Source organism: Phormidium sp. FACHB-592 (assembly GCF_014695795.1).
GTDB lineage: Bacteria > Cyanobacteriota > Cyanobacteriia > Leptolyngbyales > Leptolyngbyaceae > Stenomitos.
This window is the reverse complement of record NZ_JACJOZ010000076.1, coordinates 12,160-26,774: the sequence shown is the minus strand read 5'-3', so window position 1 is coordinate 26,774 and position 14,615 is coordinate 12,160. Positions and strand designations below refer to the sequence as shown.

The window sequence follows — 14,615 nt, the reverse complement described above, 5'->3', positions numbered from 1 at the left end:
TGAAAAGTTTCTACTTCTTTCTACTTAAATAGAGTGCAGCGATCGGTCTGCGCAATCGCTTCACTTCGTAGCGAACCCAGCGGTTGATACAACCAACTTGTGAAACCGACCATTGGACTAATGTCTAACAGGAAAAGTGAAACTATAGTAAAGGCTGCAAACTTGGAGCTTCACAACTTGGAGCTTTAACGAAACATCGTTGCTCGATTGGGCACTCTAACACGTAGCAAGTAAGTTCTTGAGGCTAAAGCATATAGAGTCAGTCTTGCACTTGTCCAGCCGTCGGTATTTTTTGAGCTTTGATTTGGGAGCCAGCCTATATGAATCAGCGTCAGCACGACCCACGCTATGCCGCAGACCGAGCTTTCGCAGAGTCGCTCAACCAACTGCAAAAGACGCTGCAATCTGCTGATACAAAAGCAGTTCAGCCCATTAAGCCTGACCATAACAAGCCTGACAGTGCCAACTCTGCTTCCTTTGATTTAAGTAGCTTTGAGCAAGCAGTTGCCGATATTGAAGCATTTATGGCAACGCGGCAACAGCAGGAAGAAGATCACTAAAAAGATTTCTAGTGAACAAATACTCGTAGGGGCAGGTTTGACAAGACGGTGAAAGCCAAAGGATGCACAGGATGATTTTTCACCCGTTTACCTAAGAATTGTCTGCCCTCCGCTGACGCTTAGCTTCGTAGAGAATCAGTGCGGCAGCGATCGCCACATTTAAAGATTCAACGCCAGGGTTCAACGGAATAGTAACCTGCTTGTCGGCGAGTGCTGTCAAAGCGGGCGAGAGTCCAGCACCCTCGTTACCTAACAGAATAAGCGTTGGTTGCCGGAGGTCCACTTGCCAATAAGTCAGGGGCGCAGTAGGCACAGCCGCAATGATCTGCATACCCTGCTGCTGATAAGGTTGAAGCGCTGATTGCAAGTCGGCATTCATTCCCATTGGTAGCTTAAACCATTGCCCTGCCGACGATCGCAATACTTTAGGATGATCGAAATCAACACTGTCGGCACTGAGCAGCAAACCTTCTGCACCAGCAGCAGCAGCGGTACGAATCATCGTGCCCAGATTACCTGGATCTTGGATGGTCTCCAGTACTAAACCGAGGCTGCTAAACGTGGGTTCGGGCGTTGAGGTACGCTCGATGATGGCAACAACGCCATCCGGTTCAACGGTTGTAGCGATCGAGCGCAGCACGTCGGTACTAACTAGCTCAACACGTGCGGCTAATTGATGCGCCTGTTCGCTAAGTGCAGCATGTTTCGTTTGCCATGCGATCGTGTAGCAAAGAATCGCTAGCGGTCGATCAACCGTCACTGCTGCTTCGAGTAAGTGAGTACCTTCCAGTAAAAAGAGCTGTTGTTGCTGTCGCTCCTTTGTCTGGTGTAGCTTCTTTATCTGTTTAACCAGAGGATTTTGAAGGCTAGTAAGCACTTAAGACCAATTAATTGAAATTTTGTAACAAAGTTTGCGAAACATATAAGTAGATCTGAGGCATACGCTGGGTAAATCCGATACCTCGGTTGCCCAGCTTTTTCCTCTTACCTGATGTTGCTCAAATGCGGAACCCGGGACTTGAACCCGGAAGTCCTTGCGAACACTAGAACCTGAATCTAGCGCGTCTACCAATTCCGCCAGTTCCGCTTGTACACAGCCACAGCCGCGATTCATAATCATGGATTACTTGGCGACATCTGTCAATCACTTTAGTACAGAAATAGAGCATACTGCTGTGATGCTTCTAGCAAACGATGCGATCGCCCAGGCGATAAAAAACTGTACATTCTGGATCTTTCCGGTAGAATTTCGGTGTTCGTTTTTTTAGGTTCACTAAAAAACGGCATCAAAACAAATGGCCACGTTAGACCTAGACTCAGCATTTATTGGAGGACAGACCAATTACTCTTTCGCCTAGCCTCTCAAACACTCATTCTTCATCGGAAGAAGATAAAACCGTCCTAGAAATCTGGGGTGGTGCCTCCTTGCATGGGCATGTAGGCATTAGCGGTGCCAAGAATTCTGCGCTCGTGATCATGGCTGGAGCGCTGCTTTGCTCACAAGATTGCCTCATTCGCAACGTTCCGGCGCTGGCAGATGTCACCCGTATGGCAGAAATTCTCTCTGCACTAGGAGTGAAGCTAGAACGGCAAGGAAACAGCTTATTGGTCAATGCCTCTCACATTGCTCAGTCAAAAGCACCTTACGAGTTGGTTAGCCAACTGCGCGCTAGCTTTTTTGTCATTGGTCCTCTTTTGGCGCGTTTAGGCGTTGCTAGAATTCCTCTACCTGGTGGCTGTGCGATCGGCGCTCGACCTGTTGACCTCCATGTACGCGGTTTGCAGGCAATGGGTGCCGATGTACAAATTGATCATGGCATCGTCAATGCTTACCTCAGTGGCAGAAATAAGCGTCTTCAGGGAGCAAAGATCTATCTGGATTATCCTAGCGTTGGGGCTACCGAGACGCTGATGATGGCAGCAACCTTAGCAGAGGGTGAAACGATAATCGAAAATGCTGCTCAAGAACCAGAAGTTGCTGATCTAGCAAATTTTTGTCGGGCAATGGGTGCCAAGATTCGCGGTGCTGGGACAAACACGATCACCATCCTGGGCGTGCCAAGTTTGCACACAACCGACTACGCGATCGTTCCCGATCGTGTAGAGGCGGGCACGTTCTTGGTTGCTGGAGCCATTACCCATTCTGAAATCAGCCTGTCTCCTGTCGTTCCAGACCATTTGACCGCAGTAATTGCAAAGCTCCAGGCGATCGGTGCACAAATTATTGAAGACGCGCCGAACCGCCTCCGCATTGTGCCCGGACATCGCTATGTTGCAACGGATATTGAAACGCTGCCCTATCCCGGCTTTCCGACTGATATGCAGGCACCACTCATGGCACTGCTAACCCTTAGCGATGGCGATAGCGTTATCACCGAGACAGTGTTTGAAAATCGGTTTGGTCATGTAGCAGAGCTAACCCGTATGGGGGCAGATATCCGTGTCAAGGGCACCCACGCAATCGTTCGAGGTGTACCAATGCTGTCGGGTGCTCCTGTTGTAGCGACCGACCTACGCGCTTCTGCATCACTGGTGCTGGCAGGATTAGCGGCGCAAGGCAAAACAACGGTACAGGGATTGCATCACCTCGATCGCGGTTACGAAAACTTGACAGCGAAGCTGCAAAAGCTAGGAGCCAACTTACAGCGAACCCAGCTTGGAGCAGATGGAGATAGTCCGTTAGTGTTGCCTGATCCAACGATCGTCACTACCGTCACTAAGCCAGGCGTCACCAAACCAGCCTAAAAATACGTCGAGAGCAACGAACGGCTGTAAGAGGTATGTTAGACCATGCCTCTCACAGCCGTTTACCCATACACGTACTCTTCTTACCCCTTCACTTCCTCATCCCTCCGTGTCTCTGTGGCTTGCGACAAGACATAAGAGCTTCTCGCTATACTATCGGTGGTTGCTCTCTTCAGTACTCTTTTGAAAACTGCTTCGATGTTGCCTCTGAACCTGGATGCTAGCTAAACGCAGGCAGCAGCGTTACTCTTTTTGCTGAACTTTATTCTTCGTCTCCTCATTGTATGTCCTTCCTCAAAACGCCCCTTATTGGCTTGCGAGCTGACCATTTTCGCCACCCTCTTGACTTCAGAGCGACAGCGAATCTGAAGCAGTTGCCGGGTCTTGATGTTGTCATTCGGAATCTTTTGGGACCGATCGCCGAACAGTTTTTTTATTTAGAGAACATTGCTTCTAGTGTTCTGGTTGGCGAACAGCAGTTGCCCGATTTACATAAGCTGCTGATTGATGCCTGCCGGGTGCTGGATCTAGAGCCGCCGCAACTCTACATCCGGCAGCATCCCGTTCCTAATGCGTACACCTTTGCAATGCGGGGTAAGCAGCCATTCATTGTGGTGCATACATCCCTCCTGGAATTGCTAACTCAAGAGGAAATCCAGGCAGTCATTGCTCACGAATTGGGGCACCTTAAATGTGAACATGGCGTTTATCTCACGCTGGCAAATATTTTGGTGCTGGCGGCCGGACAGTTGCCAACTCTTGGTGGAGCGATCGCGCAAACCTTGCAGGCGCAGATTTTGGAGTGGGTACGCTGTGCTGAGTTCACATGCGATCGGGCGGCACTCCTTGCCATCCAAAATCCTAAAGTTGTGAGTTCTGTACTGATGAAGCTAGCAGGCGGCTCACCCACGCTCTCAGGACAACTGAACCTGGAGGCATTCTTGACTCAGGCTCGTGCCTATGACGACATTAGCAACGATCAACTAGGCGAAATGCTGAAGCAGGCAATGACCGCGCAGCTTACCCATCCAGTACCTGTCTTACGAGCGCGAGAAATCGATCGCTGGGCAAGTAGCCAGGAGTACCAATCGTTGCTCCAAGAGCGCCCAACGCAGCAAGGTAAGGATGCCAAAATTGCAGGTGGCTGGCGGAACTGGTAAAACTACTGTTCATATTGGCTGATTTGGCGCTGAAACGAACTTCTGTCCGGGGAACGATATGCTGCCTCTGTCAGATGAATTAGAAATAGGATGCTAAATCGATTGGAGAATGTATTCTATGCAACTGAACTATTTTGCAAAACCTTTATCAGTTCTAGGACGTTGGTTAACGACAGCGTTGCTATGCGTATCGGCAATTGCCTTTGCTTGGCAAGGTGCTTTTCTCTCGAACACCACCGCTATGGCTGCTCCTGCTACAAACTTGATCGCAACATCTGATGCGGGTAGTGATCTTCAAGGTAAAGTGAGCAAAGACGCTGGACGCACCAAAGGTTTCGTTCGCGACACAACTGACAAACTGAAGAAAACAGCAAAAACGAATGCTGCTAAGGTTGATCGCGCAACAGATAATGATAGTGCGATCGCACGCAAAGCTAAGAACGATGCCGCTCGCATTGAGCGCAGAGCCGATAACGACTCAGCTCAGACTCAGAAAGCGATCAACAAAACGAAGAATGCTGTTGAAAGTGCCGTTGACGGCATTAAAGATGCCTTTGGCAAATAGGAAGTAGGCGTTATGCCCTTCTAGTAGCGAACTTGTGAAGGAAGGGCATAGAGAGTTCTTTTAAGTTGCACGCGTATATGTCAGTGTCAGCAATAAAGGAATAGCGATCGTTACTCCAAAGTCGCTTAATCCGGTATAATAGTGAAACGAAAGCCACGGGCGGATGGCGGAATTGGTAGACGCACCGCACTCAAAATGCGGCGCCGAAAGGCTTGCGAGTTCGAGTCTCGCCCCGCCCATGATTGATAGATTGCTGCTAGTGTGAACCAGATTGGTGATCCTAGCAGCAATTTTTATGAGCCTAGCTTGATGAGTCTGGTAGACGAAGCCGCTTTAGTACGCGCCTTTCCCGCAAAAGACAATGCGGCACGTTTCAAGCAAAATTTCTAAATCCAGGTTGAGTGACCAATTATCAATGTAGTAGAGATCAAGTCGGGCAGCATCGTTGAACGCATCAACAGACGATCGCCCTGACACTTGCCACAGCCCTGTAATGCCAGGTAGCACTTGATGGCGAGTATGATGCCAGGGATCAAACCGCTCGACATCTCGTAATGGTAATGGGCGTGGACCCACCAGGCTCATTTGACCCAGTAGTACGTTCAGCAGTTGGGGTAGTTCATCAATGCTGGTTTGCCGCAGAAACCGTCCGATTGCCGTAATGCGTGGATCATGCCTGATTTTGAACATCACCCCATCACCAGCTTCATTTTGCTGTTCTAGCCCTGCCTGCAAAGCTTCAGCCTCGGGGATCATTGTGCGAAACTTCCACATTTGAAACACGCGACCGTGCAGTCCCATCCGTTCCTGGCAGAAGAAAACGGCACCCGGCGATGAGAGCTTAATGGCGATCGCGACAACTAAAAAGAGCGGCGAGAGTACAACCAAGCCGACAAACGCACCCAACCAATCCAGCCACCGTTTCAAGCGATAGTCCCAACCGCCTAGCAAAGTTGGTTCTACACGCAAGGTGGGAATGCCAGCAATGACTTCCGGTACACCGCGACGATGCAGCATCTCGACGCTAGAAGGAATAAGCCGCAGTGTAATACCAGCACGACGCAATTGCCAGTAAAGCCCTGATGCTAGTTCGGTTTGCGGCAGGCTTTCTGCCAATACTTCCTGGGCGCCAGAGTTAAGGATCGCTTGAATCGTCGCAGCCGTGCTGGTAGTAGATGCCAGTGCTGCCCCAACTATGTTGTAGCGCGATCGCCGCTTCAGGACTTGTGCCAGCGTTGGCAGCCGTTCTGCGGGTGCCAGCAAAAAGACGTTGGTCTGAGCTTGCTCAAACTGCTTTAGTGCCAGGCTTGCCAGTAACCGAAAGGTAATGACTAAACCGACACTGCCAAACCAGGCGGTCATAAAGAGCGATCGGGGTGGAGCCAGCTTTGGGTCGTAGAAGTAACCTAAAATCAGCGCCAACAGGTAAACTGCACTTACCAGTTGACCCGATCGCACGTAGTTTTTCCACTGGCTCGACGAACCGTACAAACCACTGTGTGCAAACAGCAACAGCGTGACCAGCATCAAAATCCAGAACAACCCTGGCAACCCCAACCAATTACCCAAAACAAGTGGCGGTGGCAGTGGTGAGTAGAACTGATTGAGATGTGATGCAACGCGACCCGCGATCGCCAGCGCCAACACATCGCCTAACAGCAGTACCACCATCCGGTGCCACCGCCCACGCAGAATTTTGTGTCGATCGCGTCCACGGGAGGCACGAATATCGATCGCTTTTTGGTAAGCTGCACCAGGAGAAGAATCCATTGCAGTGAGGCTCATACGAGGGCAAGCCGTTGGTCTGAGCCATATCAGTACCCAGCTTGCAGGGCAATATATTGAGTATTCCGCAAACTGCACCAAAACTTATCGTTAGCACTTAGAGTTTCTTATTCCATCGTGGGCAGCGTGGAATAGTAGATAATCGCAAGAAAGCGAATTGGCAAGGCAACCAGCTTTTCGGGACCGTGGGGAATGTCGCCGCGAAAGGTGAGCGAGTCGCCCGGATTGAGCCGATAGGTTGATTGCCCATGTCGGTATTCGATCGCGCCTTCCAGCATATAAATAAATTCGGTACCAGGATGCTCAAAGGTCGGAAACACTTCTGAGGCGTCATCCATTGTGATGAGAAATGGCTCAAAGAGTTTTGTTGGACCCTGATCGTAAGCCAGTAGATGATAGGTATGACCGCGCTTTGTCCCTCGGCGCACCACTTCCATCCCTTCATCCCGTTTGACCAGTTGGGCACTTCCAGCAGGAATGTTGTAGTTGCGAAACAGCGTCGCTAATGACACGCCCAGAGCACTAGCAAGTTTAGCCAAGGTTTCCAAACTTGTAGCGGTTTGTGCGTTTTCAATTTTGGACAGCATTCCCCGCGAAATGCCGACCTGTTCAGCGACATCGGCGATCGTCAGCCCGTGTTTCTGCCGCAACTCGCGAATGGTATTGCCGATGTAGCGTTCTAAAGCATGATCGGTGACGCTTTGTGCACCGTTGCTCGTCGTCTCTGCCATCGTTCACCTCACGATTTGCGGTCTGTAGACATCACTTTTACAACTCTTTTGCATAATAGCAGGAAAATTAGTTGACATACATGAATCAAAACTGCATGATAGTCACTAATAGTTTCCTAACGCCACGGGAATCCGATGTCCTCTGCAAGACACTACACCCTCACCCTTTCGTGCCCTGATCGCGTGGGTATTGTGGCTGCTGTGAGCACCTTTGTTGCCAACCATCAGGGGTGGATTGTGGAAGCGCAGCATCATGCTGATCGTGTGGCAGAGCGGTTTTTCATGCGACAAGAAATTCTCGCAGAGTCTCTACCCTTCGGCATTGAGGCGTTTCGGGAGCAGTTTGCACCGATCGCGGAATCCTTCCAAATGGAATGGAACATCACCGATTCTGTACAGAAAAAGCGCGTAGTGATTCTGGTTTCTAAACTAGAGCACTGCTTGTATGACTTGCTGTCCCGCTGGCAGAGCAGTGAGCTGGATGTTGAAATTCCCTGCGTGATTTCCAATCATGATGTGTTTCGCAAGTTTGTGGAATGGCACGAAATTCCCTTTCACTATGTACCTGTGACGCCGACCACGAAAGCAGATGCCTTTGATAAAGTGATGCATTTGTTTGATAACGTAAAGGGAGATGTGATGATTTTGGCGCGGTACATGCAGGTGCTATCACCGGAGATGTGCGATCGCTACTCTGGACGCATTATCAACATTCATCACTCCTTTTTGCCGTCGTTTGTGGGTGCCAAACCCTACCATCAGGCGTATGAACGAGGCGTGAAACTCACGGGTGCAACGTGCCACTACGTGACAGCTGATCTGGATGCAGGTCCTATCATTGAGCAAGATGTGATTCGCATTGACCATTCCGATTCAGTGGACGACCTAGTGCGCTATGGCAAAGATATTGAAAAAGCGGTGCTGGCACGAGGGCTGCGCTATCACGTCGAGGATCGGGTGCTGGTGCATGGCAACAAAACCGTTGTGTTTCGTTAGGAGAACGACATGCCATTACGTCTCCTGAAATTTGGTTTATCAAAGAAGCATCCCGAACCTCGGATGTTTCGACAACCCGATCGCCTGAAGTCGAGCTACGATGCGGTGATCATTGGTGGGGGTGGTCATGGACTCGCAGCCGCCTACTATCTGGCTCGCGATCATGGAATGCACAACGTCGCGGTGCTGGAGAAAGGCTACATGGGTGGCGGCAATACGGGACGCAACACGACGATCATCCGTTCTAACTACCTTACGCCCGAAGGCGTGAAGTTCTACGATGAATCGGTGCGTCTATGGCAAGACTTGTCGCAGGATTTTGACCTGAATTTGTTCTACTCTACACGGGGACATTTCACGCTGGCACATACTGATGCCTCGGTGCGAACCATGCGCTGGCGATCGGAGGTCAACAAGCATTTTGGCATTGATAGTGAACTAGTGGGTGCCGATGCGGTGCAAGCTGCCTGTCCCCATATGGATATTACCTGTGGCGGACACGCTCCCATTCTCGGCGCGCTTTACCATGCACCGGGAAGCATTGCCCGTCATGATGCAGTGGCGTGGGGCTACGGTCGTGGGGCAGACCAGCGAGGCGTAGAAATCCATCAACAAACGGAAGTGTTGGGTATTACAACCAAAGCAGGTCGAGTGACAGGCGTAGAAACTTCGCGGGGCAGGATTTCCACATCGCGAGTCCTTTGTGCAGTGGCTGGATCAACGCCACGATTGCTGGATATGGTGGGATTGCGATCGCCCCTCTACATCCATCCCCTACAAGCAATGGTAAGCGAACCCATGAAAGCATGGCTCGATCCCATCATTGTCTCCGGTAGTTTGCATGTGTATGTGAGCCAAACGGCACGGGGAGAACTGGTAATGGGTGCCTCACTTGATCCGTATGAACTCCATTCCACCCGATCGACCCTTGATTTTGTGGAAGGCTTAGCGGCACATATGTTAGAACTCTTTCCCTTTCTGTCCCACGTTAAGGTAGTGCGGCAATGGGCAGGGATGGCAGACATGACCCCAGACTTTGCACCCATCATGGGCAAAACCCCGATCGACGGTTTCTACCTCGATTCAGGTTGGGGCACCTGGGGCTTCAAAGCCACACCTGTCGCCGGTAAAACGATGGCGTATACCGTCGCGAACGATCGCAATCATGAGTTGGTTCAAGACTTTTCCCTCGATCGCTTCGCCAACTATGCCCTGGTTGGTGAGAAGGGTGCAGCGTCGGTAGGACATTAGGGACTAGGGAGTTGGGAGTCGGGAGTCGGGAATAGCGGTTAGGAGAGTGAGGAGAACTTATGGTGCTCGAGGTGGCGATGTTGATGGTTAAAAGTGGTTTAGAGCAAGCGTTTGAAACCTCGTTCAGGCAGGCTTCCACCTTGATTTCCTCTATGCCTGGATATGAATCCCATGAACTCCATCAATGTTTAGAAGTGCCGGGAAAATATTTACTGTTGGTGCAATGGCAGACATTGGAAGACCATACGATCGGCTTTCGAGAATCACCCACTTATCAAAAATGGAAACAACTTCTCCATCACTTTTATGACCCGTTTCCCACCGTCGAGCATTTTACAGAAGTCTTTAGTGGTAAGCGGTAGGGGTGAGGTATCTCGATGTTGATGGAACTTATGAAGAAATTGCTCTTTGTATGCGGCAAAAATCGACTGCGTAGCCCAACCGCTGAAGAGATTTTCTCACGCTATGAGGGTTTAGAGGTCGCATCGGCAGGAATCGATCGGGACGCTGACACACCGTTATTGAACGAAGCAATCCAGTGGGCAGATATCATCTTTGTGATGGAGAACGGACACCGCAGTAAGCTCTCAAAAAAGTTTCAGCCCTATCTCAACGGTAAACGGATCGTTTGTTTGGATATTCGTGATGAGTATGAATATATGGAACCAGCTTTAGTCGATCTTCTTGAGAAGAAAGTCTTGCCATTATTAGGAACCTTTTAGCGCTGAGAAAAACGGACTGTGTGGATGGGAAGGAACGATGAAATTAATGGTGTGTCCAATTAACGGTGCTCGATCGATTTCCGAGTTTGTTTATGGTGGTGAAGTCCGACCCATGCCCGATCCACAAGCAACGGACGATGCGGCGTGGGCAGATTATGTATTTAACCGCAATGGTGCAGCAAGCGTGAAGCAGGAATGGTGGTGCCATACGCCGAGCAATACCTGGTTTTTGGTCGATCGCAATACCATCACCGATGAAATTTTACGCACCTATTTAGTTGGTGAGGAGGTCGTATGAGTCAACGACTGCCACCGATACCCGGTGAATGGATCGATCGCACTCAGCCGATCGACTTCACGCTTGAAGGCATGGCCTTTCGTGGCTACGCAGGCGATACCATCAGCAGCGCGTTGTGGGCAGCGGGACAGCGAGTCTTAGGACGTAGCTTCAAATACCATCGACCTCGTGGGCTATTGAGCTTTGCAAATCACGATATTAATACGTTGATGCAGTCCGGGCAGGTGTTAAATGTGCGGGCAGATGTCACGCCATTAGAAACCGGAATGTCGCTCACAGCCATTAATACAGTAGGTGGCGTGATGGGCGATCGTGCCAGCGTGCTCAACTTCTTTTCACCCTTCCTGCCCGTTGGCTTCTACTACAAAGCCTTCTTAGATAAAAAGCTCTTTCCCATGTGGGAGCGTCTTATTCGCCGCATGACGGGGTTGGGCGAAGGCGATCCATCCACACCTCACATTCGCACTCCCAAACGCTACGACTTTTGTGATGTGTTGGTGATCGGTGCTGGGGTGTCTGGGCTGTCAGCAGCCCTGTCAGCGGCAAACACGGGTGCAGATGTGGTCATTGTTGATGAGAACGCACAGGCTGGTGGATCGGGTCGTTATCAACTTGGTGGAAATTCATCTTGTGCGGAGAAGACGGCTGCACTAATGGATGCGATCGCCTCCCATCCCAATATCCGACTATATACCGGAACTCAGGCTGCAGCCTATTACGCCGATCACTGGATTCCCTTAGTCGATCGCGATCGGCTCTCCAAAATGCGTGCAAAAGCTGTCATTGTAGCCAGTGGTGCCTACGAGCAGCCAGCCGTCTTCCACAACAATGATTTGCCAGGTGTAATGCTGGCATCGGCGGCACAACGGCTCATTTACCGCTATGCTGTCAAGCCCATGCAACGGGCTGTAGTTCTAGTAGCGAATAGTGATGGGTACCGAGCCGCCTTGGATTTGGCAGCGCATGGAATTGCCGTGATGGCGATCGTCGATCTGCGCTCTACTCCTGTGGTAACAGATCTCACGCAAGCAGTGCGATCACAGGGCATTCCCATCTACACAGGGTATTGCGTTTACGAAGCGAAGCGAAATCCAGCAGGAGATGGTGTTTCTAGTGCCGTCATCTGTCCCTTCGAGGGTAATGAACCGCAATCAGAGCAAAAACGCACGATCGCCTGTGATGGCATTGTCATGAGTGTCGGTTGGGCACCGACAGCAAACTTGCTCTATCAAGCAGGTGCTAAACTACGCTTTGACGAACACTTACAGCAGTTCATCCCAGAATTTTTGCCCCCAGGCATTTTTGCCTGCGGTCGAGTCAATGGCATCTTCGAGTTTGAGCAGAAAATATCGGATGGCGATCGGGCTGGAATGGCAGCAGCAGCTTATTTAGGCTCTCCCAGTGCCGCCCCTGGTTCTTCTTCAAAGTGTAATAACCTTCAGCTTACCCAAATCGATCCGGTCTACGAGAGACTAGAACTGGAACAAGTAGCACCTTTCGGGGGGCGTGGGGGAGTTAGGGCCCCACATAACGGGGGACAAGATGATTTCTGCGTCGCTGCACCGAAGAAAACATCTTGGCAGGGGGGAAGCCCCCCGGACAGGACTGCAAACGAAGCCCAAATATATAGCTACGATAACTTTCCTGGGAGTGCAGTTGAAAGTGTTTCCCATCCCTGGCCGATCGTCCCCCATCCCCACAGCAAAAACTTCGTCGATTTCGATGAAGACCTGCAACTCAAAGATTTCTACAACGCCGCCCAAGAAGGCTTCGATAACATTGAACTCCTCAAACGCTACACCACCGTGGGCATGGGACCCAGCCAGGGCAAACATTCCAACATGAACGCCCTGCGAATTCTGGCACGCATTACCAGCAAAACTCCCGGTGAAGTCGGCACCACCACCGCCCGACCATTTTTCCATCCCGTGCCCCTCTCCCATCTTGCAGGACGTGGCTTTACACCAGAGCGCTACACGCCTTTGCATAGTCGCCATACCACCTTAAACGCCAAATTCATGCTGGCAGGCAACTGGCGACGACCCGAATACTACACTCAGCCGGGAAAGAGCCGTGAGGAATGCATTCGTGCAGAGACGATCGCCGTTCGCACACAGGTTGGCATCATCGACGTTGGCACACTAGGCAAGCTAGAAATCCGTGGCCCTGATGCGGCTGAGTTTCTAGAGCGGGTCTACACCGGACGTTACACCAACCTGAAAGTGGGGATGTCACGTTACGCCCTGATGCTCGACGAAACAGGCGTCATCATTGATGATGGCGTAATCGCCCGCTTTGGAGCCGAGCATTTCTACTTCACCACCACCACCTCTGGCGCAGCAAACATCTACCGTGAACTATCGCGACTGAATACAATGTGGCGCTTAGACTGTGGCATTGTGAACACAACAGGCGCACGATCGGCCATCAATCTGGCTGGCCCCTACGCCCGTAAAGTGCTCGCCAAACTCACCGATCTAGATTTATCCAGTGCTACCTTCCTCTACCTTGGCGTACGGCAGGCAACCGTTGCTAATATTCCAGCTCTGTTACTGCGCGTTGGGTTTGTTGGCGAATGGGGTTACGAGATTCATGTTGCGGCAGACTCCGCGATCGCTCTTTGGGATGCTTTGCTAGAAGCGGGTGCAGCATACGGCATCACGCCCTTTGGTGTGGAAGCACAGCGGCTCTTGCGATTAGAGAAAGGACATCTGATTGTCGGGCAGGATACCGACGGTTTGACCACTCCGCGAGAAGCTGGTTTGAGATGGGCAGTCAAGCTAGACAAGCCGTTTTTCATTGGTCAACGTAGTCTGCAAAGTATGGCAAAACGTCCGGTGAAACATACATTAGTAGGCTTCATGCTGGAGCCATTTCAAGGGCTACCACCCCAAGAATGTCATCTGGTGATTGATCGCAATGACATTGCCGGACGCATCACCAGCATTGCCTTCAGTCCTGCTTTAAACCGCTTTATTGGCTTGGCATACGTGAAACCAGAACTGGCAACAGTGGGCGATCGCATTTCCATTCGCCGCTCCGATGGTTCCTTTGTCACTGCAACCATTCGTCCTACGCCCTTCTACGATCCTGAAAACCTTCGACAGAAGGACCCTACGCCAAAACGTGAGGAGGTCTCAGTATGATTCGCTTCAGCCCCATGCACGATCGACTTCAATCCATTGATGGATCATGGCGGAATCTGAATGGAATGCCGTCTCTAGTGGCTGTCCTTGAAGAAGCTGTAATCGGCACCCTAGACATCGCTGATGTCTCCTGCCTGACTCGCTTTGGTGTCAAAGGAACCAACGCAGCCGATTGGCTCTCAAGTCAAGGCATCACAACACCCGATCGCCCGAATACCTGGAATCCGCTTCCCGATGGTGGCATCATTGCGCGTTTTGGTTTGACAGAATTTTTCATCGAAGATAGCCTGCAAAACCGCTTGGCGGTTAATCTAGCCGCAGCCTGTCAGCAACCACCCGCGAAAGTCTATCCCGTCTTGCGTCAGGATGCGGCGATCGTCCTTTGTGGCTCCGCTGTCAACGAATTACTGCTGCAAACCTGTAGCGTTAACTTTCGCGCTTTATCATTGCTGGAACGTCCCGTCATTCTCACATCCATGGTCGGTGTTGCTGTCACCATCATTCCGGGCGATCGCAACGGACAGCCATTCTATCGCCTCTGGTGCGATGGTACGTTTGGAGCGTACCTATGGCAAACGCTAAGCGAGGTCGTGGCAGAGATGGGCGGTGTTGTGGTTGGAGTGGAGGAAGGAATGAAAGGCTAAAAGTTCTGAGTT

General features: G+C 51.0%; 14 protein-coding genes and 2 tRNA genes. 12 read left to right on the top strand and 4 right to left on the bottom strand.

Going from position 1 to position 14,615, the window contains the following annotated elements; all coding sequences use genetic code 11:
• Positions 1-320: 320 nt before the first annotated feature.
• Complete coding sequence (locus tag H6F86_RS23250) at positions 321-560, top strand: hypothetical protein (protein ID WP_190451758.1); 240 nt, start codon at positions 321-323, stop codon at positions 558-560.
• A gap of 91 nt (positions 561-651) precedes the next feature.
• Here H6F86_RS23250 and H6F86_RS23245 read toward each other — a convergent pair whose 3' ends face one another.
• Complete coding sequence (locus H6F86_RS23245; RefSeq protein WP_190451755.1) at positions 652-1,437, bottom strand: RNA methyltransferase; 786 nt, start codon at positions 1,435-1,437, stop codon at positions 652-654.
• Between the two features lie 126 nt (positions 1,438-1,563).
• Positions 1,564-1,647 (bottom strand) — tRNA-Leu (locus H6F86_RS23240).
• Between the two features lie 239 nt (positions 1,648-1,886).
• Here H6F86_RS23240 and murA point away from each other — a divergent pair.
• The 4 genes from murA (at position 1,887) to H6F86_RS23220 (ending at position 5,269) form a co-directional block, all read left to right on the top strand.
• Positions 1,887-3,305 (top strand): UDP-N-acetylglucosamine 1-carboxyvinyltransferase, encoded by a 1,419-nt coding sequence (gene murA, locus H6F86_RS23235; protein ID WP_190451754.1) that lies wholly within the window; start codon positions 1,887-1,889, stop codon positions 3,303-3,305.
• Positions 3,306-3,589: 284 nt separating this feature from the next.
• On the top strand, positions 3,590-4,465 hold the full coding sequence (locus H6F86_RS23230; RefSeq protein ID WP_190451752.1) for a M48 family metallopeptidase: 876 nt from the start codon (positions 3,590-3,592) through the stop codon (positions 4,463-4,465).
• A 118-nt stretch (positions 4,466-4,583) separates the two neighbouring features.
• Positions 4,584-5,030, top strand: a complete 447-nt coding sequence (locus H6F86_RS23225; protein ID WP_190451750.1) for a hypothetical protein — start codon at positions 4,584-4,586, stop codon at positions 5,028-5,030.
• A 157-nt stretch (positions 5,031-5,187) separates the two neighbouring features.
• Positions 5,188-5,269: transfer RNA gene (locus tag H6F86_RS23220), tRNA-Leu, on the top strand.
• 94 nt (positions 5,270-5,363) lie between these two features.
• Here H6F86_RS23220 and H6F86_RS23215 read toward each other — a convergent pair.
• Together H6F86_RS23215 and H6F86_RS23210 are read right to left on the bottom strand one after the other, a co-directional pair.
• The gene (locus tag H6F86_RS23215; protein ID WP_190451748.1) at positions 5,364-6,800 is read right to left on the bottom strand and encodes a sugar transferase; all 1,437 of its coding nucleotides are present in this window, start codon (positions 6,798-6,800) and stop codon (positions 5,364-5,366) included.
• Positions 6,801-6,922: 122 nt separating this feature from the next.
• Positions 6,923-7,546 carry an XRE family transcriptional regulator gene (locus H6F86_RS23210; RefSeq protein ID WP_190451746.1) on the bottom strand — a complete coding sequence of 208 codons (624 nt, stop codon included), beginning with the start codon at positions 7,544-7,546 and terminating at the stop codon, positions 6,923-6,925.
• Between the two features lie 135 nt (positions 7,547-7,681).
• Here H6F86_RS23210 and purU point away from each other — a divergent pair, with 135 nt between their 5' ends.
• From purU to H6F86_RS23170, 7 genes are read left to right on the top strand one after another with little or no spacing between them, the layout of a single operon-like run.
• Complete coding sequence (gene purU / locus H6F86_RS23205) at positions 7,682-8,542, top strand: formyltetrahydrofolate deformylase (RefSeq protein WP_190451736.1); 861 nt, start codon at positions 7,682-7,684, stop codon at positions 8,540-8,542.
• 9 nt (positions 8,543-8,551) lie between these two features.
• Positions 8,552-9,793, top strand: a complete 1,242-nt coding sequence (locus tag H6F86_RS23200; protein WP_190451734.1) for an FAD-dependent oxidoreductase — start codon at positions 8,552-8,554, stop codon at positions 9,791-9,793.
• Between the two features lie 59 nt (positions 9,794-9,852).
• A complete protein-coding gene (locus H6F86_RS23195) occupies positions 9,853-10,155 on the top strand; it encodes an antibiotic biosynthesis monooxygenase (protein WP_190451732.1) in 303 nt (100 codons plus the stop codon).
• Positions 10,156-10,170: 15 nt separating this feature from the next.
• Positions 10,171-10,515 (top strand): low molecular weight protein tyrosine phosphatase family protein, encoded by a 345-nt coding sequence (locus H6F86_RS23190; RefSeq protein WP_206756081.1) that lies wholly within the window; start codon positions 10,171-10,173, stop codon positions 10,513-10,515.
• Between the two features lie 37 nt (positions 10,516-10,552).
• Positions 10,553-10,813, top strand: coding sequence for a sarcosine oxidase subunit delta (locus H6F86_RS23185; protein WP_190451729.1), 261 nt, complete (start codon positions 10,553-10,555; stop codon positions 10,811-10,813).
• Positions 10,810-13,959, top strand: a complete 3,150-nt coding sequence (locus H6F86_RS32415; RefSeq protein WP_242033653.1) for a 2Fe-2S iron-sulfur cluster-binding protein — start codon at positions 10,810-10,812, stop codon at positions 13,957-13,959. Before H6F86_RS23185 ends, H6F86_RS32415 begins: the two co-directional genes overlap by 4 nt.
• The gene (locus tag H6F86_RS23170; RefSeq protein WP_190451727.1) at positions 13,956-14,603 is read left to right on the top strand and encodes a methylglutamate dehydrogenase; all 648 of its coding nucleotides are present in this window, start codon (positions 13,956-13,958) and stop codon (positions 14,601-14,603) included. Before H6F86_RS32415 ends, H6F86_RS23170 begins: the two co-directional genes overlap by 4 nt.
• Positions 14,604-14,615 lie beyond the last annotated feature (12 nt).